The 23935-nt window shown below is 74.0% G+C and carries 25 protein-coding genes and 1 tRNA gene; 10 read left to right on the top strand and 16 right to left on the bottom strand.

All coding sequences use genetic code 11. The annotated features are described in order from the left end of the window. The first annotated feature begins 3 nt into the window (after positions 1-3). Both ACFYE3_RS12720 and ACFYE3_RS12715 read left to right on the top strand, forming a co-directional pair. Positions 4-165 (top strand): hypothetical protein, encoded by a 162-nt coding sequence (locus ACFYE3_RS12720; RefSeq protein ID WP_387609707.1) that lies wholly within the window; start codon positions 4-6, stop codon positions 163-165. Then, on the top strand, positions 165-2030 hold the full coding sequence (locus tag ACFYE3_RS12715) for a bifunctional sugar phosphate isomerase/epimerase/4-hydroxyphenylpyruvate dioxygenase family protein (protein WP_387609704.1): 1866 nt from the start codon (positions 165-167) through the stop codon (positions 2028-2030). The genes ACFYE3_RS12720 and ACFYE3_RS12715 overlap by 1 nt, the downstream gene beginning before the upstream one ends. Before the next feature lie 26 nt (positions 2031-2056). Here ACFYE3_RS12715 and ACFYE3_RS12710 read toward each other — a convergent pair whose 3' ends face one another. Beyond that, positions 2057-2530: an acyl-CoA thioesterase gene (locus ACFYE3_RS12710; protein ID WP_387609701.1), complete on the bottom strand. Its 474-nt coding sequence runs from the start codon at positions 2528-2530 to the stop codon at positions 2057-2059. Positions 2531-2728: 198 nt separating this feature from the next. Here ACFYE3_RS12710 and ACFYE3_RS12705 point away from each other — a divergent pair, with 198 nt between their 5' ends. Next, positions 2729-3364: a YdcF family protein gene (locus ACFYE3_RS12705; RefSeq protein ID WP_387609698.1), complete on the top strand. Its 636-nt coding sequence runs from the start codon at positions 2729-2731 to the stop codon at positions 3362-3364. Between the two features lie 15 nt (positions 3365-3379). Here the strand turns inward: ACFYE3_RS12705 and ACFYE3_RS12700 are convergent, their stop codons facing one another. Continuing rightward, the gene (locus ACFYE3_RS12700) at positions 3380-3631 is read right to left on the bottom strand and encodes a hypothetical protein (RefSeq protein WP_387609696.1); all 252 of its coding nucleotides are present in this window, start codon (positions 3629-3631) and stop codon (positions 3380-3382) included. 45 nt (positions 3632-3676) lie between these two features. Here ACFYE3_RS12700 and ACFYE3_RS12695 point away from each other — a divergent pair, with 45 nt between their 5' ends. Beyond that, positions 3677-3964: a hypothetical protein gene (locus ACFYE3_RS12695; RefSeq protein ID WP_387609693.1), complete on the top strand. Its 288-nt coding sequence runs from the start codon at positions 3677-3679 to the stop codon at positions 3962-3964. A 25-nt stretch (positions 3965-3989) separates the two neighbouring features. On the opposite strand, the gene ACFYE3_RS12690 is transcribed toward ACFYE3_RS12695, so the two are convergent. Next, complete coding sequence (locus ACFYE3_RS12690; RefSeq protein ID WP_387609691.1) at positions 3990-4748, bottom strand: alpha/beta fold hydrolase; 759 nt, start codon at positions 4746-4748, stop codon at positions 3990-3992. 181 nt (positions 4749-4929) lie between these two features. Between ACFYE3_RS12690 and ACFYE3_RS12685 the strand changes: the two genes are divergently transcribed. After that, positions 4930-5712, top strand: coding sequence for a metal-dependent hydrolase (locus tag ACFYE3_RS12685; RefSeq protein WP_387609688.1), 783 nt, complete (start codon positions 4930-4932; stop codon positions 5710-5712). Between the two features lie 4 nt (positions 5713-5716). Here ACFYE3_RS12685 and ACFYE3_RS12680 read toward each other — a convergent pair whose 3' ends face one another. Then, the gene (locus tag ACFYE3_RS12680; protein ID WP_387609686.1) at positions 5717-6574 is read right to left on the bottom strand and encodes a formate/nitrite transporter family protein; all 858 of its coding nucleotides are present in this window, start codon (positions 6572-6574) and stop codon (positions 5717-5719) included. Between the two features lie 150 nt (positions 6575-6724). Between ACFYE3_RS12680 and ACFYE3_RS12675 the strand changes: the two genes are divergently transcribed. Next, positions 6725-6811, top strand: a tRNA-Leu gene (locus ACFYE3_RS12675). A gap of 93 nt (positions 6812-6904) precedes the next feature. On the opposite strand, the gene ACFYE3_RS12670 is transcribed toward ACFYE3_RS12675, so the two are convergent. Further along, positions 6905-8092 (bottom strand): M14 family zinc carboxypeptidase, encoded by a 1188-nt coding sequence (locus ACFYE3_RS12670; protein WP_387609683.1) that lies wholly within the window; start codon positions 8090-8092, stop codon positions 6905-6907. A gap of 346 nt (positions 8093-8438) precedes the next feature. Between ACFYE3_RS12670 and serA the strand changes: the two genes are divergently transcribed. The 3 genes from serA (at position 8439) to ACFYE3_RS12655 (ending at position 13707) form a co-directional block, all read left to right on the top strand. Beyond that, positions 8439-9635, top strand: a complete 1197-nt coding sequence (gene serA, locus ACFYE3_RS12665) for a phosphoglycerate dehydrogenase (protein ID WP_387609680.1) — start codon at positions 8439-8441, stop codon at positions 9633-9635. A 54-nt stretch (positions 9636-9689) separates the two neighbouring features. Then, positions 9690-12662, top strand: coding sequence for a glycosyl hydrolase family 65 protein (locus ACFYE3_RS12660; RefSeq protein WP_387609677.1), 2973 nt, complete (start codon positions 9690-9692; stop codon positions 12660-12662). 157 nt (positions 12663-12819) lie between these two features. Further along, positions 12820-13707, top strand: a complete 888-nt coding sequence (locus tag ACFYE3_RS12655; RefSeq protein WP_387609674.1) for an endonuclease/exonuclease/phosphatase family protein — start codon at positions 12820-12822, stop codon at positions 13705-13707. 3 nt (positions 13708-13710) lie between these two features. Here ACFYE3_RS12655 and ACFYE3_RS12650 read toward each other — a convergent pair whose 3' ends face one another. After that, positions 13711-14946 (bottom strand): CapA family protein, encoded by a 1236-nt coding sequence (locus ACFYE3_RS12650; RefSeq protein ID WP_387609672.1) that lies wholly within the window; start codon positions 14944-14946, stop codon positions 13711-13713. A gap of 47 nt (positions 14947-14993) precedes the next feature. Beyond that, positions 14994-15719 (bottom strand): DUF1028 domain-containing protein, encoded by a 726-nt coding sequence (locus tag ACFYE3_RS12645; RefSeq protein ID WP_387609669.1) that lies wholly within the window; start codon positions 15717-15719, stop codon positions 14994-14996. Between the two features lie 247 nt (positions 15720-15966). Between ACFYE3_RS12645 and ACFYE3_RS12640 the strand changes: the two genes are divergently transcribed. Next, positions 15967-16353, top strand: coding sequence for an ABC transporter substrate-binding protein (locus ACFYE3_RS12640; RefSeq protein WP_387609666.1), 387 nt, complete (start codon positions 15967-15969; stop codon positions 16351-16353). On the opposite strand, the gene ACFYE3_RS12635 is transcribed toward ACFYE3_RS12640, so the two are convergent. The 9 genes from ACFYE3_RS12635 to ACFYE3_RS12595 are packed head-to-tail and all read right to left on the bottom strand — an operon-like array spanning position 16342 to position 23883. After that, positions 16342-16653, bottom strand: coding sequence for a cation-transporting P-type ATPase (locus ACFYE3_RS12635; RefSeq protein WP_387609663.1), 312 nt, complete (start codon positions 16651-16653; stop codon positions 16342-16344). The genes ACFYE3_RS12640 and ACFYE3_RS12635 overlap by 12 nt on opposite strands. Beyond that, a complete protein-coding gene (locus tag ACFYE3_RS12630) occupies positions 16650-17207 on the bottom strand; it encodes a Na+/H+ antiporter subunit E (protein WP_387609661.1) in 558 nt (185 codons plus the stop codon). The genes ACFYE3_RS12635 and ACFYE3_RS12630 overlap by 4 nt, the downstream gene beginning before the upstream one ends. After that, positions 17204-19009 (bottom strand): proton-conducting transporter transmembrane domain-containing protein, encoded by a 1806-nt coding sequence (locus ACFYE3_RS12625; RefSeq protein ID WP_387609658.1) that lies wholly within the window; start codon positions 19007-19009, stop codon positions 17204-17206. The genes ACFYE3_RS12630 and ACFYE3_RS12625 overlap by 4 nt, the downstream gene beginning before the upstream one ends. Next, positions 19006-20550 (bottom strand): complex I subunit 5 family protein, encoded by a 1545-nt coding sequence (locus tag ACFYE3_RS12620; protein ID WP_387609656.1) that lies wholly within the window; start codon positions 20548-20550, stop codon positions 19006-19008. Before ACFYE3_RS12620 ends, ACFYE3_RS12625 begins: the two co-directional genes overlap by 4 nt. Then, positions 20547-22022, bottom strand: a complete 1476-nt coding sequence (locus tag ACFYE3_RS12615) for a complex I subunit 5 family protein (protein WP_387609653.1) — start codon at positions 22020-22022, stop codon at positions 20547-20549. The genes ACFYE3_RS12620 and ACFYE3_RS12615 overlap by 4 nt, the downstream gene beginning before the upstream one ends. Continuing rightward, positions 22019-22327 (bottom strand): NADH-quinone oxidoreductase subunit K, encoded by a 309-nt coding sequence (locus tag ACFYE3_RS12610; protein ID WP_387609650.1) that lies wholly within the window; start codon positions 22325-22327, stop codon positions 22019-22021. Before ACFYE3_RS12610 ends, ACFYE3_RS12615 begins: the two co-directional genes overlap by 4 nt. Beyond that, positions 22324-23298 carry a hydrogenase subunit MbhD domain-containing protein gene (locus ACFYE3_RS12605; protein ID WP_387609647.1) on the bottom strand — a complete coding sequence of 325 codons (975 nt, stop codon included), beginning with the start codon at positions 23296-23298 and terminating at the stop codon, positions 22324-22326. Before ACFYE3_RS12605 ends, ACFYE3_RS12610 begins: the two co-directional genes overlap by 4 nt. Then, positions 23291-23626, bottom strand: coding sequence for a cation:proton antiporter (locus ACFYE3_RS12600; RefSeq protein WP_387609644.1), 336 nt, complete (start codon positions 23624-23626; stop codon positions 23291-23293). The genes ACFYE3_RS12605 and ACFYE3_RS12600 overlap by 8 nt, the downstream gene beginning before the upstream one ends. Continuing rightward, positions 23623-23883 (bottom strand): monovalent cation/H+ antiporter complex subunit F, encoded by a 261-nt coding sequence (locus tag ACFYE3_RS12595; protein ID WP_387609642.1) that lies wholly within the window; start codon positions 23881-23883, stop codon positions 23623-23625. Before ACFYE3_RS12595 ends, ACFYE3_RS12600 begins: the two co-directional genes overlap by 4 nt. Positions 23884-23935 lie beyond the last annotated feature (52 nt).

Here is a 23935-nt window from a genome sequence, read left to right as displayed (position 1 = left end):
TCCATGAGCTCAGCAGCGACGACCGCCGAGACCCCGGCCCCGCCGCCGCCCGGCCGGACGCCCCGCAGGGCCGCACCGGCCAGCTGGATGGGCGGCGCCCTCACATCCTACGACTCCGCGGAGCAGGTCGCCGCTGAGCCGGCCGTCTCGGGGGCGGGACGCTGATGCGCACCTCGATCGCCACGGTCTGCCTCTCGGGCACCCTCGAGGAGAAGATGCACGCCGCCGCGGCGGCCGGGTTCGACGGGATCGAGGTCTTCGAGCAGGACCTGGTCGTCTCCCCCTCCTCCCCCGAGGAGATCCGAGAGCTCGCCGGGCAGCTGGGCCTGAGTTTGGACCTCTACCAGCCCTTCCGGGACTTCGACGCCGTGGGCCCGGGGCAGCTCGCCGCGAACCTGCGGCGCGCCGAGGCCAAGTTCCGGCTGATGAACCGGCTCGGCACGGACACCCTGCTCGTGTGCTCGAACGTGGCCACGGCGGAGATCGACGACGACGAGGTCATGGCCGGGCAGCTGCGGCAGCTCGGCGAGCTCGCCGCGCGCCACGGTGTGCGGCTGGCCTACGAGGCGCTGGCGTGGGGGAGGTTCGTCAACGACTTCGAGCGCGCCCAGCGGATCGTGGACCTGGCCGACCACCCGAGCGTGGGGACCTGCCTCGACAGCTTCCACATCCTCTCCCGCGCCTGGGACCCGGCGCCCATCGAGGACATCGCGGCGGAGAAGATCTTCTTCGTCCAGCTGGCCGACGCCCCGCTGCTGAGCCTGGACGTCCTCTCCTGGTCCCGCCACCACCGGGTGTTCCCCGGGGAGGGCGGCTTCGACATGGTGGGCTTCATGTCCCACCTGGTCCGCGCGGGCTACGACGGGCCCGTCTCCCTGGAGATCTTCAACGACGCCTTCCGCCAGGCCGACGTCAACCGCACCGCGGTGGACGGGCTGCGCTCCCTGCGCTGGCTCGAGGACCAGACCCGGCGGGCCCTGGCCGGGGAGCGGACCCGGGACACGCTCCAGCTCCAGGCGCTGCCCGCGGTCGAGGAGCCCAGCGGCCACGACTTCGTGGAGATCCGCACCGGGCGGCTCGGCGAGACCACCCGGCTCCTGCACCAGCTCGGCTTCGCCCTGGGCGGGCACCACCGGTCCAAGGAGAACGTGCAGGTGTGGGTGCAGGGACCGGTGCGGGTCGTCGTCAACGACGCGGTCCCGGACGGCTCCCCCACCGAGGTCGCCGCGCTCGGCTTCGACGTCGCCGACCCGGACGCCGCCGCCGAGCGCGCCACCCGGCTCGAGGCCCTGCCCGTGCCCCGCTCCCAGCGCGACGACGAGCAGGTGCTGCGCGGCGTGTTCGCCCCGGACGGCACGGAGATCTTCTTCTGCGAGCGCACGGCGGACGGGGTCCCGGCCTGGCTGGGCGAGTTCGGCGCGGACGATGAGCTCGACACCGGCGCCCTGGTCACCGGGGTGGACCACATCAACATGGCCCAGCCGTGGCAGCACTACGACGAGGCCGTCCTGTTCTACACCTCGGTGCTCGCCCTCGAGGCGCAGGCCGCGCAGGACGTCCCCGGACCCTCGGGGCTGGTGCGCAGCCAGGTGATGCGCTCGGCCAACGGCGCGGTGCGGATGCCGCTCAACGTGGCCCCGGCCGCCGCCGAGCAGGGCTCCTTCGTGGGCGCGGCCTACCCCGAGCACGTGGCGCTGTCCTGCGCGGACGTCTTCGCCGTGGCCCGGCGGGCACGCCGGCGCGGGCTGCGGTTCCTGCCCGTGCCGCAGAACTACTACGAGGACCTCGACGCCCGCTTCGACCTCGACGCCGGGTTCGTGGCCTCCCTGCAGGAGCTGCACCTGCTCTACGACCGGGACGCCGAGGGCGAGTTCCTGCACTTCTACACGGAGACCCTGGGCACGGTGTTCTTCGAGGTGGTCGAGCGCCGCCACGGGTACTCCGGCTTCGGCGCGCCCAACGCCCCGGTCCGGCTCGCGGCGCAGTACCGGCGCTCGCAGGCGGGCCACCGGGCGCGCACGGAGGCCTGAGCGGCGCGGCTCCGGGGCAGTCCGGGTCAGCGGAAGACGCGCGGGCCCGCGTGCGGGGCGAGGAGCTCCTGCTGCTCCGCGGAGATGCGCAGCACCGTCCCGGTGGCGGGCACGAAGAACGCGAGCTGGGTCTCGGCCCGCACGCACGCCCGGCGCGAGACCACGTCGGTGATCTCGAAGCCCAGCGTCAGCGCCCCGCCGCGGGCAGAGACGACCCACACCCGGACCTCCACCGGCGTGTTGCGGTACTCGAGGGGGCGGAGGTACCTGATCCGGTTCTCGGTGATCAGCGCCTGCGTGCCCTCCGGCAGCGCGGAGAAGAACGGGATCAGCGGGGGCTCCACCTGGTCGCCGGTGCCCACGGGCACGCCCAGGGCCGCGATCCGCGACTCCTCGAGCAGCCGCACGACCTCCACGTTGTTCACGTGCCCGTACGGGTCCATGTCGCCCCAGCGCATGGGCACCCGGCACAGCACGCCGGACTGGTCCTCCACCGTCATGCGGTCCGTCCTCCTCGGTCGTCGAACTGCCGTGCGCACGGCACGCCCGCGCGCACCGCACCGGCGTCCTACATCGTAGGCCCGCGCCACCCCGCCCGATCGGTCCCGTCGCGTCACACGGTGACCGTGCCCCGTGGCGGGTGGGACAATGTCGGCTGACCCGGACTCCGTCCCCACGACCGCCGAGGAGCGGCCCCGATGCCCCGCAGCGCCCGCACCACCCGCCGCTCCGCGTGGCCGGCCTGGGTGCTCGTCGCGGTGCTCGCCCTGGGCCTGGTCTGGCTGCTCGCCGGCTGGGCGGTGTTCCAGCACCCCCGGACCGACGACCCGGCGCGCTCGGACGCCCTCCTCGTCCTGGGCCCGCCGGACCGGACCCGGATGGCCGAGGCGCTGCGGCTCATGGACGCCGGGGTGGCGCCCGTGCTGGTCGTGGCCAACCCCGGCACCAACGACCTCGGCGACGCCTCGGGCGAGGTGTACTACGCGCGTGCCGCGCAGACCTGCGCCGAGGACGGCGAGCAGGACTACGAGGTGATCTGCTTCCGCCCCGACCCCTCGACCACCCAGGGCGAGGCCATGGAGCTGCGCGCGCTCAGCGAGCAGCGGGGGTGGGAGCACGTCAGCGTGCTCACCTACCGTCAGCACGTCGCCCGGGCCCGCCTGCTGCTGGGTCGCTGCTACGCCGGGGAGCTGGACGTGCTCTCCTTCGACTACCCGGCCGTGCCGCGGGGCCACCTGCGGGAGTTCGCCTACCAGTCCGGCGGCTTCGTGAAGGCCTGGCTCACCCCCGGCTGCGAGCAGCAGCTGCCGGGGCAGCCGAAGTCCGTGGACTGAGCGGACGGGACCGCCTCAGCCGCCCCGGTCGGCGAGGTCGCGGATCCACTCGGCGGACCGGCGGCCGCCCTCGGAGGAGACCGTGTGGGCGTCGTCGCGCCCGGAGAGGACGTCCCCCGCGGAGGGCCGGGGCGCCCCCGGCCGGTGGGGGCCGCCGGAGGCGGCGATGCCGGCGACCCACGCGTCGGTCTCCACGCCGCGGTGCGCGTCCGCGGCCGTGCGGGCCCGTGCGGCGGCGACGGTGATGGGGTCCACGGGGTCGGTCATGGGCCCAGTCTTCCCCCGCCGCGGCCCGAGGGGAAGACTGGGGCCATGACCGACCTGCAGTGCCCGGCCACCGCCGTCCTCCTCGACGACGCCGCCTCTCCCCCGCCGTGGACCGCGCGCCTGCGCGTGGCCGAGCGGTTCACGGCCCGCGGCGCCGAGGAGCTGGTCTGTCTCGTCGAGGACTCCGCCGACCTGTTCCGCGGGGAGACCTTCGTGGTCGCCGCCGCCGCGGGTGACATCGAGGCGGCGCTGCGGCGGCGGGGCGTGGGCGGCCGGGCGCCCGTCGTCGTCGAGGTGGACTCCGCGGGGTGGCGGTCCGTGCCGGCCCCCTGACGTACCGCTGCCCGACGGGGGCCGGTCAGGCAGGGCGCTCGAGCTCGTCGGCCACCCAGCCGTGCACGATGCCCGCGAAGGTGTGCGGGTCGGTGAGCACACCCATGTGCGCGGTGTCCGTGACGATCCGCGTGACGTGGCGCTCCTCCGGGTCGAGGGCGTCGATCGCGGGGTCGTCGTCCCCCTGGACGAGCAGCACCGGCAGCTCGGTGTGCTCGAGCAGCAGCGGCGTGCGGTCGGGCCGGTCCCGCATGGCCTCCAGGGCGCGGACCACGGCGGCCTCCGGCCAGTCCCGGGCCTGCCGGAGCGCGGCCTCGACGTCCTCCTCGCGGGCGTCCTCCCGGAACGTCCGGGGCATCTGCCGGTCCGCGTAGGCGGCGACGCCGTGCTCCCGCACGGCGTCGATCCCCCGGTCCCGGCCGGCGCGGGCCGACGCGTCGTCGGCCTCGGTGGTGCTGTAGGCCAGGACGGCGTGGCTGATCCGGTCGGCGTGGCGCTCCAGGGCCGCCGCCAGCACGTAGCCGCCCAGCGAGTGCCCCACCCACACGCAGCGCTCGATCCCCTCGGCGTCGAGCACCTCGCACACCCGGTCCGCGTACGCCTCCAGGTCGGCGGCGCCATCCGGGAGGTCGCCGCCGCCGACGCCCGGCAGGTCCACCGTGAGCACGTCGTGGAAGGCCTCGAGCAGCGGCCGCGCCCGGTCCCACAGCCGCTGGGTGCACAGCAGCCCGGGGAGCAGCAGCAGGGTGGGCGCCCCCGCACCGGAGCGGGTGGATCGGAGCACGGCGCTGTCCTTCCGTCGGCGGAGTCCTGGCCGCCAGCCTACGGACCCGGGGGATCCGGTGTCACCGGGCGCCCGTCGTGCAGTCCCCGGCGCTGTGCTGTCCGGCCGGGACTCTAGTGTTTCCGCTGGTGAGGTCGTCCGGACCCCACCGCACCGGAGATCCGAGGAGGACATCACTTCCATGATGGGACCGAGCCATGCGGCCTGCGGGGCGGCCGCATGGGTGGCGCTGACCGCCGACTACCACCTGCACCTGCAGGACCTCAGCGTGCCGATCGGGTGGGGGCTGCTGGACGTCGGCGACTCCGGGGTCCTCACCGGTGCCCTGGTCACGGCCGGCGCGGCGCTGCTGCCGGACCTGGACCACCCGGGCGGGACCGTGGCCCGTTCCCTGCGGCCGCTGTCCACCTGGCTGGCCCGCGGGATCTGCCGGCTCTCGGGCGGGCACCGGCGCGGCACCCACTCGGTGCTGGGGGTGGTGGCGTTCACCGGGCTGGCGGCGGCCGCGCAGAAGATCGGCATCCCTGCCGGGGACCTCGGCCGGGTGTGGCCGCTGGCGGCGGTCATGTCCGTGCTGCTCATCGCGTTCGCCGTGCAGGTGCTCGCCTTCGTGCCGGAGCGGGTGGCGAAGCTCAACTGGGTCGTGGGGATCGGGCTGGGCGTCGTCGTGGGCCTGTATCCACCCGCGCACGAGTGGTGGTTCGCCGCCGCGGTGGGCACGGGCGTGGTGGTCCATCTGGCCGGGGACCTGGTGACCACACGCGGGATCCACCTGCTCTACCCGCTGCGGGTGCCCCTGCCCCTGCCCCGCGCCCTGTACAAGAACCGGTCCTTCCTGACCGTGCCGCTGATCGGCAACGCCGGGTCGGTCGCGGAGCTCGCGCTGCTCGCCCCGATCACCCTCTTCGCGCTGACGGGGCTGTGGGGCGCCTTCGCCCTGGCGACCGGGCTGGTGGTCGCCTGAACCGTCAGTCCTCCAGGCCCTGTGCCACGAGCTTCCTGCTCTGCTCGGCGCGCTCCTTCTTGATCAGCTCGAGCGTCCGGATCAGTCGCGGCAGGGTGATGATGACCAGCCCTCCGGCCATGTTCAGCGGAATGACCCACAGGAACCACACGAACCAGTCCGAGTAGGAGATCGCCGCGCCCAGGTGCATGGCGCCGAAGATGACGATGGAGTTGAGGGCGCCGTGGAGCATGCCCAGTCCCACGACCAGCAGACCGCTGATCAGCGAGATCAGCGCGGTGACGACGTCGTTGGAGGTGCCCTGGCTCATCCGGGTGCTCAGCGTGATCGTGCTGCCGGCGAGGATCGCCAGCGCGGCCGTCTCCAGCGTGAGACCGCTCTCCATGTACTTCACCGAGGTCTCGAGCAGGAGTTGCTCGAACTGCGGGAAGGCCGCTCCCACCACCCACATGAACAGCCAGCCGCCGGCGAGGTTGGCCACGAGGGTCACCGTCCACAGCCGGCACAGCTGCAGCCACGTGCCGTGCTTGGCGACCACCGCGTTGATGGGGATCAGGAAGTCCTCGGTGAACAGCTCCGAGTGCGCCAGCCGCAGGGCGAACAGCCCGATGCCGAAGGCCATGCCCGCGAGCAGGTCGGAGCCGGTGGCGTCCTTGACGGCGAGCATCGCCATGATGCCCAGTCCGACGTCGATGCCGCCGAACAGCCCGGTGATGACGAGGGCCCGCCACGTGCGGTTGAGCCGGTCCGCCCCCTCCGCGACGGTGTTCTCGAACTCCTCGACGAGCTCGTCCTCGACCGGCTCGTCGCTGCGCCCCAGCTCCTTGCGCTTGTCCTCGGTCTGCTGGTGATCGGGCTGCATGTGCACTCCCCTGGTCGGCGCCGGCCACCCTCCGTGCGGAGGATGGGACCAGCGTACTGACCGCGCGCCGTCCTCACGATTGGCCATCGGGGGCGATCGTGGGTAGGATTGCCGTCGTTGCTCACAGCGGTCAGCCGCTGTGGGAGACGAGCGCGAGTGGCGGAATAGGCAGACGCGCACGGTTCAGGTCCGTGTGCCCGAAAGGGCGTGGGGGTTCAACTCCCCCCTCGCGCACCACGCAGGCGAAGCGGGACATCCGACGGATGTCCCGCTTCGCCTTTTTCGTGCCCCGAGCCGCCGGTGCCCCGAGGAGGGCACCGGCGGCCGGGTTCAGCCGCCGACCGGGAGGGTCCCCGCCCAGTCGGTGCTGTAGCCGGTGACCGGCGCGTGCGGGATCTCCTCCCAGCGCTCCGGGTCCTGCTGCTGGACCTCTCCGGTGGCCAGGCCCAGCAGGAGCTCCTTCACGGCGAGCACGTTCTGCTGCACGCTCCTGCCGCGGGCCTTCTGGCCGAGGCTGCCGTCGGAGGAGTTGCCCGAGGTCTCGAAGAACACGACCGGGTGGGAGTGGCGCTCCGGGTTGAGCCCGTCGTGGTCGAGGCCGAGCATCATCGCCGACACGACGCCGCCCCTGATGTCGATCTCGTAGCTGCCGCCCACCTGGTAGCGGTCGATGTTGATGGAGCCGTACTTCGACAGCTCGTCGTAGACGTGCACGTTCATCTGGCGCGTCAGCCGGTCGTAGGCCCCGTCGTGGATCCCGGGCAGGGTGGGGCCGCCGGGAGCGAGCGAGATGCCGAGGGAGAGGGTGACGTCCTCGCCGGTCCCGTACTGCTGCTTCAGGCCCTGGTGGTGGATGTCGACGCCCCACGCCGGGTCCACGGTGGTCCAGTACTCGTGGAACGCCCGGGACTCGTCCGCGGCGAAGCCCTCCGCCGTCCAGTCGCGGTTGAGGTCGATCCGCTGCGGCGTCCCGCCCTCCGGGGCGTCCGTCACCCGGTCCCACAGCACGGTGTGCCGGATGTTGGCCTCGGCGCCGTCCGGGTTGTACATCGGGATGACGTGGAAGGTGAACTTGTCCCGGAGCAGCCCGTACTCGGCCGAGCCGTTGGTGCCGAGGTCCTTGAGCAGGGTCAGCAGGGCGTCGGTGCCGTAGGGCTCGTTGCCGTGGATCCGGCCCTGGAGCCACACGTGCTCCGGTCCGGAGCCGACGGTCGCGACCCACAGGTCCCGGCCCTGCTCGGAGGTGCTCACCTCCATGCCGGCCTCGTCGAGGGTGAAGGCGTTCACGCCGTGGCGGCTGGTCCGCTCCAGCTTCTGCAGCTCCTGCACCACGTCGTCGTAGGTCAGCAGGCTGGAGGTGCTGGTCCTTCCCTCGGTCGAGGGGAAGTCGGCGTCGGCGGCCGCGGGGGCCGCGGCGCCGAGGGGAAGGGCGACGGCGAGCGCGACCGCCGCCGCCGTCCGGCGGCGCGGTCGGTCCGAGGGGCGTGCGGTCGCGGGGGCGTGGTGCTGAGGGATCACGTGGGTCCTCCGGGGGTGAGGGCTGCTGCCGGCACGGCCCTGCGGAGGGGCGGCACCGGAACGGGGGTGATCGTGATGCTCATCACGATCGCACATGTCCGTCACCGGCCGGGCGGCAACAGTGGAAGTACTGCTCGGTAGCACGGCGTCGGCGGACGGATCGTCCACGGGCCTCGCGCCGGGCGGCCGGGCGGCGCCCCGGTCCCGCCGCCGCCCGGCTCCGGCTCGGGTGCCGGGCCCGGGGAGACGCCGCAGCCCGCCGGGGCACGGTGATCCGGACCACATCCGCCGCACGGTGACGCCCGACGTCGTCGTCCCGCGCCCCGGAGCCATAGACTGGGCCACTGTGAAAGCACTGCTCCTGGAGAACGTCCACCCCGAGGCCGAACGCATCCTGACCGAGAAGGGCATCGAGGTCGAGACCCGCAAGGGCGCCCTCGACACCGGAGAGCTCGTCGAGGCCCTCGCGGGCGTCGAGCTGCTCGGCATCCGGTCGAAGACCCACGTGACCCGGGAGGTGTTCGAGGCCCACCCGCAGCTGCTGTCCGTGGGCGCCTTCTGCATCGGCACGAACCAGATCGACCTCACGGCCGCCACCGAGCACGCCGTGACGTGCTTCAACGCCCCCTACTCCAACACCCGCTCCGTGGTGGAGCTCGCGGTCGCCGAGATCATCTCGATGGCCCGGCACCTCACCGACAAGAACAAGGGCATGCACGAGGGCGTGTGGGACAAGTCCGCCACGGGCGCCCACGAGGTCCGCGGCCGCACCCTCGGCATCGTGGGCTACGGCAACATCGGGTCCCAGCTGTCCGTGCTCGCCGAGACCCTCGGCATGCGGGTCTACTACTACGACGTCGTGGACCGCCTCCCCCTCGGCAACGCAAAGCGCTGCGACACGCTGGAGGAGCTGCTGGAGCGGGTCGAGACCGTCTCGCTGCACGTGGACGGTCGCACCAGCAACAACAACCTGTTCGGGCGCGAGCAGTTCGAACGGATGCGCCCCCGGTCCCTGTTCCTGAACCTGTGCCGCGGCATGGTGGTCGACTACAACGCGCTGCGGGACGCCCTGGTCAGCGGGCACATCGCCGGCGCCTCGGTGGACGTCTTCCCCAACGAGCCCAAGGTGTCCGGGGACCCGTTCACCTCGGTGCTGCAGGGCCTGCCCAACGTGATCCTCACCCCGCACATCGGCGGTTCCACGCAGGAGGCGCAGGTGGACATCGGGCGGTTCGTGGCCGCGAAGCTCTCGTCCTTCGTGACCTCGGGCTCCACGACCCTGTCGGTGAACATGCCGCAGGTCCAGCTGGACACCGCCGTCAACGGGACCCGCATCCTGCACCTGCACCGCAACGTCCCCGGGGTCCTGGCGACCGTCAACAGCGTCCTCGGCGACCACGGCATCAACATCGACCGCCAGCAGCTGTCGACCCGCGGGGACACCGGCTACCTCGTCACGGACGCCGGCAACGGCGTGACGCGGGAGGTCATCGAGCAGATCCTGGGGCTGCCCGAGACCATCCGCCTCAGCACCATCAACTGACGCCCGCCCCGCCCGCCTCCAGCACCTGACGGAGGCAGGTGGCACAATGACCGCATGAGCGGCGTCGAGGCGGAACCGGTCGTCCCCGGCAAGACCACCTACGGGGCCGTCCTGCTGGCCCTCGACCCCTCTGTCGAGGAGATGCACTCCGTGCTCGTGGAGATGGACGAGCGGCACGTGCCCGACGCCGGTGCGCAGGGCCTCTTCGCGCGCCTGCGGGCCGAAGGCGTCCTCACAGCGGTCGTCACCGCCCGTCAGGAGCTGCCCTCGGAGTTCCTGGCCGACGTCGTCGTTGCCGCGGACCCGCCGGACGGCGACCCGGAGGGTCCCCTCTCCGGACGCCCCCACCGGCATCCTCCGTCCGCCTCCCTCCGGCTCGCCTCCCACCAGCTGGGCGTCGATCCGGAGCATGTCGTCGTCGTCACCGACAGCCACCGCCTGGTGCGGACGGCCGTGACCGAGGGATTCGGCCTCGTCGTCGGCCTCGGTGACGCGGATCGCCGCGGACCGCTGCTCGCCGCGGGCGCCCACTTCGTCGTCGACGACCTCGAGGCCCTCGACCTGCCGCTGGCCCCCGTGTCCGGGACCGCCGCGTGGGGCGGCGGATCGGGCGGGGACAGCCCCTGGAACCTGACCTACACGTCCTTCGACGCCCGGCAGGAGGGGCTGCGCGAGTCCCTCTGCACACTCGGGAACGGGTACATGGCGACCCGCGGTGCCGCCAGCGAGGCACGGGCCGGAGGTCCGCACTACCCGGGGACCTACCTGGCGGGTGTCTACAACCGCCTGCGCACGGACGTCGACGGGCTCACCGTCGAGGACGAGCACCTGGTCAACGCCCCCGACTGGACGATGCTGCAGTACCGCGTCGGCAACGGCTACTGGTACCTGCCGACCGAGGAGAACGTCCTCGACTACGCGCAGGACCTCGACGTGCGCACCGGCGTGCTGACCCGCAGCCTCCGTTTCCGGGACGACGTCGGCCGGACCACCCGGGTGACCACGCGGCGCTTCGTCTCCCAGGACCAGCGTCATCTCACGGGCCAGGAGACGGTGTTCGAGGCCGAGGACTGGTCCGGGACGCTCACCGTCCGGAGCATGGTGGACGCGGACGTCGCGAACCGCAACGTCCGCGAGTACTCGTCGCTGGCCGACCGCCACCTGGGCACGGTCACGGTGGAGGACCTGGGACCCGGGTCGGTCCTGGTGGACACCGTGACGAGCCAGTCCCAGATCCACATCGCGGTGGCGATGCGCACCCGGGTGCTGGAGGAGAACCGCGCGCGGCGCTCCGGATCGATGGTCCCCGTCACGCCGGCCCCCCGGGTGACGGGCCACGAGATGCGCATCGGGATGGCGGCCGGCGAGGCCGTGCGGGTCGAGAAGATCGTCGCCCTCACCACCTCCCGGGACCGGGCGATCTCGACGCCAGCGCTCGCGGCGGCCGGCGCCCTGGCCCAGGCCGGGACCTTCGAGGAGCTGCTGAGCCGGCACGTGGCGGCGTGGCAGGCCCTGTGGTCCGCGTTCGCCGTCGCGACGGGCACGGGAGGACAGGAGGGGCTCGCCGTGAACCTCAACACCTTCCACGTCCTCCAGTCGGTGGCCGCCGCGGGACCGGACCTCGACGCGGGCGTGCCCGCCCGCGGACTGCACGGCGAGGGCTACCGGGGCCACATCTTCTGGGACGAGATGTTCGTCTACCCCATGCTCACGCTGCGGCGGCCCGAATGGACGCGGTCGATGCTCGCCTACCGCTACCGGCGCCTCGAGGAGGCCCGGGCCGCCGCGCGAGGGGCCGGCCACGCCGGGGCGATGTTCCCGTGGCAGAGCGGCAGCGACGGCCGTGAGGAGACGCCCACGGTGCTGTTCAACCCCCGGACCGGGCGGTGGATCCCCGACAACTCCCGGTTGCAGCACCACGTCGGCCTGGCGATCGCCCACTCGGTGTGGCAGTACTTCCAGTCCACGGCGGACACCCGTTTCCTCGTGGAGGAGGGGGCGGAACTCATGGTGGAGGTCGCCCGGTTCTTCGCGGGCCTGGCCGTCCACGACCCACGGGACGACCGCTACGACATCACGGGGGTCATGGGACCGGACGAGTTCCACGACGGTTATCCCGGCGCCCCGGGGTCCGGCCTGCGCAACAACGCCTACACCAACGTCATGACCGCGTGGCTGCTCACCCGCACCCTGGAGATGATCGACCGCCTCGGCCAGGACTACGGGGGTCCCCTGTGGCAGCGACTGGACCTGCGCGACGACGAGCTGGTGAGCTGGAAGCGGATCCGCACCCGGTTGCGGGTCCCGTTCCTCGCCGGCGGCGTGCTCGCACAGTTCGAGGGCTACGGGGACCTCCCGGAGTTCTCCTGGGAGGAGTACCAGGAGCGCTACGGCCGCATCGGCCGCCTGGACCTCATCCTCGACGCCGAGGGTCTGTCCACCAACGACTACCGGCTCTCCAAGCAGGCCGACGTCCTGATGCTGCTCTACCTGTTCTCCGACCAGGAGCTGCGCGAGCTGCTGGAGCAGATGGGCTACGCCTTCCCTCCGGAGGCGGTGCAGGCCACCGTGGCCTTCTACCGCACCCGTTCCGCCCACGGGTCCACGCTGTCCAACGTGGTCCACTCGTGGGTCGAGTCGCGCCTCGACCGCCGCGGCTCCTGGTCGTTCCTCACCCGCGCCCTGAGCAGCGACCTCGTCGACGCCCAGGGGGACACCACCCGCGAGGGCATCCACCTCGGGGCCATGGCCGGCTCCGTGGACATCCTCACCCGCTGCTACACGGGCCTGGAGATCCGGGAGGACATGCTGTGGTTCCGCCCGGCGATCCCGCCGCAGGTGCCCGAGGTGACCTTCTCGATCCACTACCGGGACCAGCCGATCCAGGTCGAGCTCACCCCGGCGGCGCTGCGTCTCTACCTCGGCCCCGGCCCCGCCCTTCCCGTGCGCGTGTGGGTGGACGGCGAGGTCCACGAACTCCGCGCCGGGGAGATCCGGCACTTCCCCGTGGCGGTGCCCGATGCCTGAACCGTGCACCGCCGGCCACGGGGCCGCGGTCCCCGTGGAGGACCCCACGAGTTCACCGGATGATCACCGGGGGTTCCCCCTCGGTGGCACCGTGGTCGGGCCGCCCGGTCCACCATGGGACGACGACGCCCCCACCCTCCCCCACCCTGGAGCAGTGATGTCACCAGACACCGTCCTTCTCGACCGTTCTGCGACCGCCGGCGTGGCCGACCCCGCGGTGCCGCTCATCGGACCCGCCACGGGCCGCGCCCTGCACGTGATGAGCTACAACATCCGCTTCCACCACAGCGGCACGCACGCCGGGAACCCGGACCACTGGCCCGACCGCGCGCCCCGGCTGGCGCGGCTGCTGCAGCTCGAGCAGCCCACGCTCCTCGGGGTGCAGGAGGCCCTCTACCACCAGCTGCCGGTGGTGGAGCAGGCGCTGCCCGCCGGCTACCGGATGGTCGGCTACGGACGCGCCGGGGGCAGCAAGGGCGAGTACTCCGCGATCTTCTACGACGCCCGGCGCCTGGATCTGCTGGAGTGGGACCAGCTCTGGCTCTCCGGCACCCCGGAGCTCATCGGCTCCACCACGTGGGGCAACGACATCCCGCGCATCGTCACCTGGGGCCGTTTCCTGGACCGCGGCACCGGCACCGAGCTCGTGCTCGTCAACACCCACTTCGACCACGACTCCGAGGACGCCCGGGACCGCAGCGCGGAGGCCCTGGTCGACCTCGTGCACAGCTTCCACCCGCACACCCCCACGGTGGTCACCGGGGACTTCAACGCGGAGGCCGGCGGCTCCGGGGCCTACGCGACGCTCGTGGGCTCCGGGCTGCTCGCCGACACCTGGACGGCCGCCGAGGAACGTCTCACCCCCGAGTGGGGCACGTTCCCGGACTACGGGGAGGCCGTCGAGGGCGAGGAGCGCATCGACTGGGTGCTGGCCGGCCCCGACGTCCAGGTGCGCCGCGCCGCGATCAACACCGCCCGCTTCGCCGGGGGCCACCCCAGCGACCACGCCCCGGTGCAGGCGCTCGTCACCCTGGAACAGGACTGAGCGCTACGGTCCTGCAGGGTCCTGCAGGCCTGCGGGGCCCTGCGGCCCTGCGGGGCCGAGGGTGAGCGGGCGCCACGGGCGGGCGCCGTCGGCCTCCGCGCCCATCGACCCCACGGTCCGCGCGGTGCGCGCCAGGGACGCGGCGTCCTCCTCCGGGGAGCGGCAGACGTCCTCGGCCGGCAGCGCGCACCACCGGATCGGGTCCAGGGTGAGGATGTGCGGGGTCCACACCGGGTCGCCCGCGACCCACTGCCCGTCCTCGCGCGCGAAGGACATGCTGACCGTCAGGCCCTCGTTGTTGACCGGCACCCGGGTGGCGTGCTCCGAGAGGCTGTTGCCCAGCCCGTGCACGATCCAGGTGTCCCCGTGCTTCTCGATCGGCAGCACCGAGTGCGTGTGGTGGCCGTAGACGAAGTCGAACTCCCCGCTGTCGGCGAGCGCGTGCGTGACCTCGAGCTGCTGCCGGTCGGGCGCCGAGGAGTACTCCTCCCCGGCGTGCACCGCGGCCAGCACGATCTCCGCCCCCGCCTCCCGGGCCCGGCGCGCCTTGTCGATCATCTCGGGCACGTCCAGCAGGTCGACGCGCCACGGGGCGTCCGGGACGTTGCCGTTGAGCCCGTAGGTGCCGGCCACCAGCCCCACGCGCACGCCGTCCGCGTCGAGGACCAGCGGCTCCCGCGCGTCCTGCGCGGTGCGGTACGTGCCGGTGGTGGCGATCCCGGCGTCCGCCAGGGCGTCGAGGGTCCGCTCGAGGCCCTCCGGGCCGGCGTCGACGGCGTGGTTCGTGGCCGTGGTGCACGCGTCGTAGCCGATGTCCGCCAGCGCCGGGACGATCTGCGGCGGCACCTCGAACGAGGGGTACCCGGAGAAGGGGCCCTCGGGCGCGGCGAGCGGGGTCTCCATGTCGCAGACGGCGAGGCCGGCGCTCTCCGTGAACGGGCGCAGCCCCTCCACGAGCGGGCCGAAGTCCAGCTCCCCGTCACCGTCCGCCTCGGCCTGCGCCCACAGCCCCGGGTGGAGCAGGACGTCGCCGGTGACCACCACCTCCAGCCGGTCCGGAGCCGGGTCCGACGCCGACGGGTCCGACGACGACGCCCCGGCCCCGTCCGGGGCGGTCCCCGGCGGATCGGACGGCGCCGGGGAGCAGCCGGCGAGGACCGTCGCTCCCGCCAGGAGGACCGCGGCCAGGCCCGCTGCGGGGCCGCGGCGCACCGGCGGGGAGACACGACGAGAGGTCATGGACCGAGGGTAGGCCACCACGGCAGGGACGGCCCACCCGCGGCCGGTCAGGACAGGACCGTCGACCAGAGCCCCTCGTCCTCGGGACGGTGCGGGACCTCCGTGCTGGGCACCACCTCGGCCGGCGCCGGGTGGGACCTGCCCTTCAGCCCGAGCATCTCCTCCAGGTCGTCCAGCGGGGTGGGCGAGTTGTCGGCGCGCAGGTCGACGTCGAGCAGCACGGGGTACTGGAAGCCGGCGAGCGTGTCGGACACGAGCACCGCGGCGCTCTGCTGCCCCCGGCTGTCCCCGCCCGCGTCCTGGCCCGCCCGCAGGCAGGCCAGGAGTGCACCGGCCATCCCGGTGCTGGTCGGACCGGGCCCCGCGAGCGCCTCGTCCATCGCGGCGCGCATCGCCTCGACGACCTCCGGGCCGGCCAGGTAGTTGCCGATCACCACGAAGTCGGCCCCGGACACGCCCCCCGCCCAGGGCGTGCACAGGCTGCCGGTGAGGTGCGCGCCGGGCCCCGCCACGGGCAGCACCGCCACCTGGCGCAGCGCCAGGTCGGGGTCGGCGTCGGTCAGGGCGGCGATCGCCTCCTCGGCCGTGCCCCCGTGGTGCAGGGTGCGGAGCATCTCGAAGCGCAGCCGCCGGTTGGTCCACGCCTGCGAGGCCACCACCCCGGCGGTGGGCACGAGGGCCGGCACGGCGTTGCCCACGGCGAGCGAGCAGCTCGCCGTGGCGGCGCCGAGCAGGCGGGAGTCCGCACTCCGGGCGATCACGGTGTAGGTCACGGGCACCTCCTGGCCGTCACGTCCGTGACGACCCGTTCGTTGTCGATGGCTGTCCCGCGCGAACCGGGGTGGACGTCCCCGCCCCGGCAGGACGGCCGAGCGGCGCACCTGCCGGGGTCCTCCCGGGCGGACGGCTCATTACTACCACCGGGAGGCGGCGGATGGCACGCGGAGCACGGATCGTCGCCGTGGGGAGCGCCGTGCGCCGAGCCCCCTGCACCGGCTGGGCGGGCGAGGGCGTGGACCCGTGGGCGCGCGAGACGTCGACACCGACAACCACCTCGAGATGCAGCCCGTCCCCGCCGAGTCCTGGGAGGTCAGCGAGGACCACCTCTCCCGGACCGTCCGCCTGCGGCTGGGTGTCACGCTTCACGACGGCTCCGGGTCCACGGCCGAGGACGTCGAGGCGGTCGACGAGTGCACGCGGACGGCGCCCCGTCCTGTGCAGGCGATCCGCTCGAGGGGCGTCAGCGGGGTGGGGCCCATGACGGACGAGCTGACCGGTCAGCTCGTGACGGCGAGGTGGAGCACGAGGGCGGGCAGCGTGGCCCCCAGGAGGAGCTTGTTGCCCGGGAAGGGGATCCCGCGCACCGACCGGCGCAGGACCCGGGTGCGAAGCCGATCACCGCGTTGAGGACCACTGCGGCGGGGATGGCCACGGTGTCCACCCCGTGCCGCTGCACGGCCGTGACGACGGCGCACACGAGCAGGAACACGACCAGGGACCGGCGAACTGGTGCAGGAGGACCTTCCGGCCCGGAGCGGGCTCCGAGAAGGTCAGCCCGTTGGTGCCCCACACCTCCCGCCGGGCCTCCGCCGCCGTCTCCGGGAGACCCTCCCGGCCCGTCGCCAGCTCCTCGAGGGCCACCGGGACGGGCAGGTGGTGCCAGGGGCGGGGTGCGGGCGGTCCTGCGGTCCGGTCGACCGAGATCACAGCGGGTCACCCCTCGGATCAGCGGGAGGTACCGGATGCCCGTCGTGTCGAGGCGCGCCGTCCTCCCGGAGGGGTGCCCCGGCGGCCGCCGCGATCCTGCGCTGCAGCGCGTCCCAGTTCTCGGCGACCCGGATCCGGGAGTCCAGGACGTGGATCAGCGCGGTGTCCTCCTCCATGGACACCATGAGCGTTCCGGGCATCAGGCTCACCATGGCCAGGGCGATCTGCCGCTGGTGCCCCGGTTCCAGGAGAAGGGGGTGGCGCTGCACCTCGGGGACCACGTCCACGCGCCGGGCCAGGATGCGGCGGCTGACGTCGATGCCGCCCAGCACGGAGTGGACGAGGAACCAGAGCACCAGCCGGACCGTGTGCCCGGCCCGGGAGACGTAGCGACCTCCCGGTGCCGCCGGCGGGGAGAGCCGCAGGCTGAGCACGAGCGCCGCCCCGCCGGCCACCACCCCGTAGTACCAGCCGGGCGGATCGCCCTCGGTGAGCACCCACCACAGCAGGCCGAGCAGCGCCCCGCGGAACACCAGCGCCCCGGCCCACCTCACGGGACCACCGCCAGGGCCACGGCCGTGCCGGTCACCAGCAGGAGCAGCGCCACTCCGCTGCCGGACCACGAGTGCACCGCGCGCACCGCCGACCCGACGGCGGCGACCCTCCGGGGCCCCGGCCGGATCCGGCGGGCGGCAGCCCGCACCACGGCCCCGGTCCGGGCGGCGGCCTGCTCGGCGCGGGCGGCCGACCGGCCGATCCGCCGCAGCACGCGCTCCTCCGGGACGAGCAGGTCCCCGGGGGGCACTGCGCGTCCGTCGGGGTGCGCCGCCCACCCGGGGACGGCGTCCCGGGCCGACAGCCGCCACCACGCACCCCCGATCGCCAGGCCGAGCAGGATCGGCCACGAGGCGTCCCAGAGGGTGACGGGCTCGATCCCCGGGAAGGCCGCGACCGGCACCCACTGCCGGGTGAGGGTCCACGGCACCGTGATCCCGGTCAGCACGACGAGCAGCCACGCCCACAGCTCGGCGTCCGGCCGGTGCTGCGGCCCGCGCTCGGCCCGCGCCAGGAGCAGCCCGAAGCGCAGCAGCAGCAGGGTGGAGCCCGTGGCCACGAGCGGCAGGAGCTGCGTGAGGTCCAGGCCCGCGACGGTGACGCCCTCGACGGCGTTCTTGGCGGCGTACTTGCCCACCGCCCCCGAGCTGAACGGCGCCCCGGCGACGGCCAGGCCGGCCCCGCACAGCCCCAGCGCGGCCAGCGGGGCGGTGCGGGCGGCCCCGAAGTGCTTCCACACCGGCACCCCCAGGAACAGGGCGCCCTTGGCGAAGCCGTGGTGCACGCTGTACACCACCGCGGCCCCGATGCACGCCTCGGCCAGCTCCGGGACCGCCAGTGCCACCCCGACCACGGCGGCGAGGAACCCCATCTGGCTGATCGTGGAGTACGCGAGCACGACCTTCGGGTTCTCCTGCAGGTCCCCCGCGGGCACGGCGAGGAACGCGCCGAGCAGGGCGAGCACCACCAGGGCCGTGCCCCAGCGCTCGAGGGCGACCTCGCCGAGGGGCAGGAACCGGAGCCAGCCCACCAGACCGGCCTTGACCATGGCGCCCGAGAGCACGGCGCTGGCCGCCGGCGGGGCGGCCGGGTGGGCGAGGGGCAGCCACACGTGCAGCGGGAGGGTGCCGGCCTTCACGCCGAAGCCCGCGAGCAGCAGACCCACGATCCAGTGCAGGTGCTCGGACCCGGCCACCGCCGCGGGGGCCTCTGCGAGGCGCGTCCCGCCCGCGGAGACGACGAGCAGCAGGGCACCGAGGATCGCGGACTCGCTCAGCACGGTCAGCACCAGGTAGACGCGTCCCGCGCGCCGCGCCTCCCGGGTGCCGTGGTGCACGACCAGCCCGTAGGCAGCGAAGCTCATGAGCGCGAAGCACAGGTAGAAGGACACGGCGTCCGCGGCCGCGTAGACGCCCATGTTCCCGACCAGGCTCACGAGCAGGAATCCCGTCAGCCCGGCGGAGCCGATCCCGTCCGCCGGTGAGGGCCGCGGCCACGTGGTCGCGGCGAGCGCCGCCCCGTAGAGCAGCGCACCCGTGAGCACCAAGGGCCGTGCCACCGGGTCCAGCTCCCAGGACACCCCGAACAGCATCCAGGGCGCCTCGAGCGACGGGCGCCCGGCGGGCCCGTCCGGCGGCAGCAGCGTCAGGAGCACGAACGGGACCACCGCCGGCGGGGCGCAGCGGATCAGGCGCCGGCGGGTCCGGTCGGCACGCTCCGGGGCGGCGAGCCCGCTCACGGCCAGGGCCGCGACGAGCCCGAGCGGATAGAGCAGGGCGAGGGACCACAGCGCGGCGGTCATCCCGGGTACGCTCCTTCCGCGATGAGCAGGGACATCCACAGGGGCGAGTACGGGACGCCCGCGAGCACGCCCGCGGCGAGCGACAGGGCCGCCGTCGTCAGGACGGGCACGAGCAGAGCGCCCGGTGCCTCCCGCAGGGGACCGCCGCGGCCGCGCGCCGGAGGCGCGGCCCCGTCGCTTCCCCCGCCCTCCGGCTCCTGGAACCAGAGGGCGTAGACGGCCGGCAGGAAGTAGGCGGCGTTGAGCAGGGCACTGAGCAGCAGGACCCCGACGATCTCGGGGTGACCCGCGTCCAGGGCGCCCCGGCCGAGCTGCCACTTGGAGACGAAGCCCGCGACCGGCGGGAGCCCGATCATCCCGAACGCGCCCACCGTGAAGGCGGCCGCGGTCAGCGGCATCCGGCGCCCCACCCCGGCCAGCCCGGACACGGTCTTCACGCCGAGGACCTCCGCGAAGATCCCGGCGCAGAAGAAGAGGGTGATCTTCATCAGCCCCTGGTGGACCAGGTGGACCAGCCCTCCCGCGGTCGCGGCCTCGCTGAACACGGCGATGCCCATGGTCACGTAGGACACCTGGCTCACGGTCGAGTAGGCCAGGCGTCGTTTGAGGTCCTGCTGCCGCAGGGCGAGGACCGAGCCGAAGAGCACCGTGAAGGCGGCCAGGGCCAGCAGCGGGCCGAGGACCCCCAGAGCATGGGCCAGGTCCACGCCGTAGACGTCGTCGACCACCCGGACGATCCCGAAGACCCCCGCCTTGACCACGGCCACGGCGTGCAGCAGGGCGCTGACCGGGGCCGGCGCCACCATGGCCCGTGGCAGCCAGCCGTGCAGCGGGAACAGGGCGGCCTTGACCCCGAGCCCGGCCACCATGAGCACGAACGCGAGCGCGGCGCCGGCCGGGTCCTGCTCGGCGAACTCCCGGACCGCGGCGGCGCCTCCCTCCGCGAAGTCCACCGCCCCGGCGTGGACGGTCAGCAGCGCCACCCCGGCCAGCAGGCTGAGCCCACCGGACAGCGTGTAGAAGAGGTACAGCCGCGCGGCCCGGACCGCCTCCGCGGTCCCCCAGTGGGCCACGAGCGGATAGGTGGTGATGGTGAGCAGCTCGAAGAAGACCAGGAAGGTCACGAGGTTGCCCGAGAAGGAGATCCCCACCGTCGCGGCCACGCACAGGCTGAAGAACCCGAAGAACCGGCTCCGGTGGGAGTACTGCTCGAGGTAGCCGATGGCGTAGACGGTGGTGAGCAGCCACAGGACCGCGGAGAGGCCGGCGAACAGCAGGGACAGCGGTTCCGCCCGGAGGACGAGGTCGATCCCGGGGAACAGGGGCGTGCGCCACTCCGGCCGGGCTCCGGCGACCACGACCGGCACGAGCGCGGCCACCAGCCCCAGCTTGGCCACGGCGGCGGCCAGGTTCAGCGCCGAGCGCGACCGGACCTGGTCCTCGCGGAGGAGGAAGATGACGGTCCCGGGGACCAGGGAGATGAGCACCATGACCAGCGGGACCACGCTGGGCCCGGTGGAGGCGAAGCCGCCGGCGGTCATCGGCCACCCCCCGGTGGCGCCCCCGAGCTCACGAGCTCGGTGAGGACCGGGCCGCCGAGACCGGCCAGCAGCGGGACCAGCGCCAGCACGAGCGGAACCCAGCGGACCGGCAGGGACGCCGGGCGGGACGCGGGCAGCGGGAGCGTCCCGCCCCGCGGCTCGCGCAGCATCACCGTCAGGGGCTTGAGCAGGTACGCGGCGGAGAGCAGCCCTCCGCCGACCACCACCCCGGCCCAGCCCCACTGGCCGCTGCCCACGGACACCAGGACGAGCTGCCACTTGCCGGCGAAGCCGAGGCTCGGCGGCAGGCCGGCCAGTGTCACCGAGGCGACGCCCATCGCCATGACCACGGAGGGCAGCGGCCGCACGACGCGCGCCAGGGCCGGCAGCGAGTCGGTGCCGTAGACGCTCTTGAGCGTTCCGGCCGAGAGGAACAGCGAGGCCTTCGCGAAGCCGTGGCCCACGGCCAGCGCCGCGACCCCGCCCCACAGCGCCCGCAGGGCCTCCGGATCGTGCGTGGAGGCCGCGGAGAGCGGGAAGATCAGGAAGAGGTAGCCCATCTGCACCACGGTGGAGTAGGCCACGACCTGCTTGAGCCGCTGCTGGGCCAGGGCCATCGTCCCGCCCCAGAGCACGGCGAGGGAGCCGAGCAGGCCGAGCAGCACCGCCACCGTGGGCTCGGGACCCAGGACCCAGAACCACATGCGCAGCAGCACGAAGAACGCCGCCTTGACCACCAGCCCGGAGAGGATCGCGCTCACGGCGGTCGGGGCGGACCCGTGCGCGGGCGGCAGCCACGCGTGCATCGGCACGAGGGCTGCTTTGAGGCCCAGCCCGGCGACGAGGAGCACCGCGGCCCAGCGGTTGTCCCACTCGGCCTCCGCCAGCCGGTCGCCGGTCGCGAGGAGGTCCAGGGTCCCGGCCTGCGCGTACACGAGGGCGACCACCACCAGGAGCAGCGTGGAGCCCAGCACCGTGACCAGCAGGTAGCGCAGGGCCGGGCCCCACGCCTGCCGCCCGCCCAGGGCCACGAGCCCCACGGCGGCGATCCCCACGACCTCGAGGGCCACGTACGTGTTGAAGAGGTCCCCCGCGACGTAGACCGCGTCGAGGCCCGCCCAGGTGGCGAACCACAGGGGCCAGAAGCGGGCGTCGTCCCCGGTGGCCGCGCGGTCGGAGGCCGCGTACACGGTCACCCCCGCGCCCACGAGCGCGGTCATCAGGAGGAAGACGGCGCTGAGCCCGTCGGCGTGCAGGACGATGCCCAGGGGGGAGCCCCACCCGGCGAGGTCGTGACCCGCCGTGCCCGAGCCGGCCACGCGCACCACGAGCGCCAGGGTCGCCGCGGCCACGGCGGCGGCGCCCATGAGGCCCACCGGGGGCAGCCACCGGTCCGGCAGGACGGTGGTGAGCACGGCCAGGGCCAGCGGGGCGAGGACCACCAGGCCGAGCAGCGCGGAGGAGTCGTTCATCGACCGCTCTCCTCCCCGGCCGGCTCCCCGGGGTCCGGCGGGATCTCCTCGGTGCGCCGCAGCAGGACCAGTCCCACCCCCGTGAACGCCACGGTGATCACGATGCCCGTGAGGACCAGGGCGTGCGGCACGGGGTCGGGTGGGTCCGAGCGCGCGGCCAGGGCCACCAGGGACAGCAGGGCCCCGCTGCCGGCCACGTTGAGGCAGATGAGGCGCACGAGCGGATCGCGTGCCAGCAGCAGGCGCACGGACCCCAGGACGGTCAGGGCCGCGGCGACGCACAGGTACCACTCGAGGACGCTCACGGGGTGTCCGTCCGTTCCCGGCCCAGCGCGAGGAAGACCACGGTCAGCGCCGTCCCGATGCTCAGGGCGAGCGTCGTCTCCACGGCCACGATCACCCGCCCGGCCCACGCCGGGTCCAGGGTGAGCCACGCGCTGCCCGTCGCCGGCCCCCAGGCCGCCGCGGCGAGGAAGGCCAGGGGTCCGACCACCAGGGCCGCGCGCAGCAGCCCACCGTGCCGCGGCGACGGCCCCAGTCCGGCCGTGTTCATGAGGATCAGGGCACCGGCCAGCACGGCGCCCGCCTGGAACGCGCCGCCCGGCCGGTCCGACCCGGCGAAGAGCACCCACGCCGCGATCAGCAGCAGCACCGGGGAGATCACCCGGCAGAACCAGACGAGGGTGTCCGGCCGCCCGGCCGCGGCGACGGGGCGGGGCGGGACGGCCGCTGCGACGGGGCCCCCGGGTCCGGTCCGCAGGGTCACGGCGACGGCCAGGACCGCGACGAACAGCACGGCGATCTCCAGGAGCGTGTCGTAGGAGCGGAAGTTCAGCAGCACCGCCGTCACGGGGTGGTCGACCCCCGACTCGCCCGTCCGCCCGAGCACCTGCTCGGTGAGACCCGTGCGCCCGCTCCGGGCGGCCCGCACGAGCGCCACCGCCAGACCGGCCCCGAGGAGCACACCGGCGAGCACCCCGAGCACGGCGGTCGCCGCGGACCCCCGGGAGACCGTGTGCTCCTCCTCCGGGGCGTCGCGCCCGCGCGTCACCGTGTCCACGAACAGCGCCCCGGTCACCCCCGTGCCGATCGCGGCCTCGGCCAGGGCGACGTCCGGGGCGCCGAGCCGGGTCCACAGCACGACCAGGAGCACCCCGAGGACCAGGAAGGACACGGTGCCGCCCATCCGGTGCCGCGGCGTCACCGCGGCGACCGCCCCGGTGAGCACGGCGAGACCCAGCAGGACGTCCAGGGCTCGGAGCGGCTCGTCACCCATCGACGGCCTCCTCGGCCGGCCCGCCCGCGGTCTCCCCCGCGGCGCGCAGCCCTTCGCGCCGGGCCAGCAGGGAGGCGACCACCGGAGAGGCGAGCATGGCCAGCGACCAGATCACGAGCAGCTTCGCGGCGGCGCCCACCGAGCCCGCCTGGACGGCCAGTCCGGCGATCAGCAGTCCCAGGCCGAGGTTGTCGGCCTTCGTGAGCGCGTGCAGCCGGGTGCGCAGGTCCGGCAGCCGCAGCAGACCGACGGTGCCGATGGTGAAGAAGGCCGTGCCGGCCACGACGAGGACGGTCGAGAGCAGCTCCAGGGCCAGGTCCGCGGTCACGGCTCCTCCGCCTCCGCCCGCAGTCGGGACACCGCCACCACCGCGGCCAGCGACATCATGACCAGGGCGGCGTCGCGCAGGGCCGGCACGCCCGTGCGCACGGACAGGACGGCGAGGAGCCCGGCCCCCGTGGTGCCCGTGAGGAGGACGCCCAGGAGGCGGTCGCGGCCGGTCGGTCCGCGCAGGACCCGGACCAGGCAGAGCAGGAGGTTGGCGCCGAGCACCACGGCGACTCCGTCGAGGACCGGCCCGATCACGGGGAGCCTCCGCGCGGACGGGCGCGGCGGACGGTCGGTGACCCGACGGCCG

Origin of the sequence: Kocuria arenosa (genome assembly GCF_042879215.1) — a bacterium.
Classification (GTDB): Bacteria; Actinomycetota; Actinomycetes; order Actinomycetales; family Micrococcaceae; genus Kocuria; species Kocuria arenosa.
The sequence above is the reverse complement of the archived record's forward strand: the minus strand, read 5'-3'. Positions and strand labels throughout refer to the sequence as shown.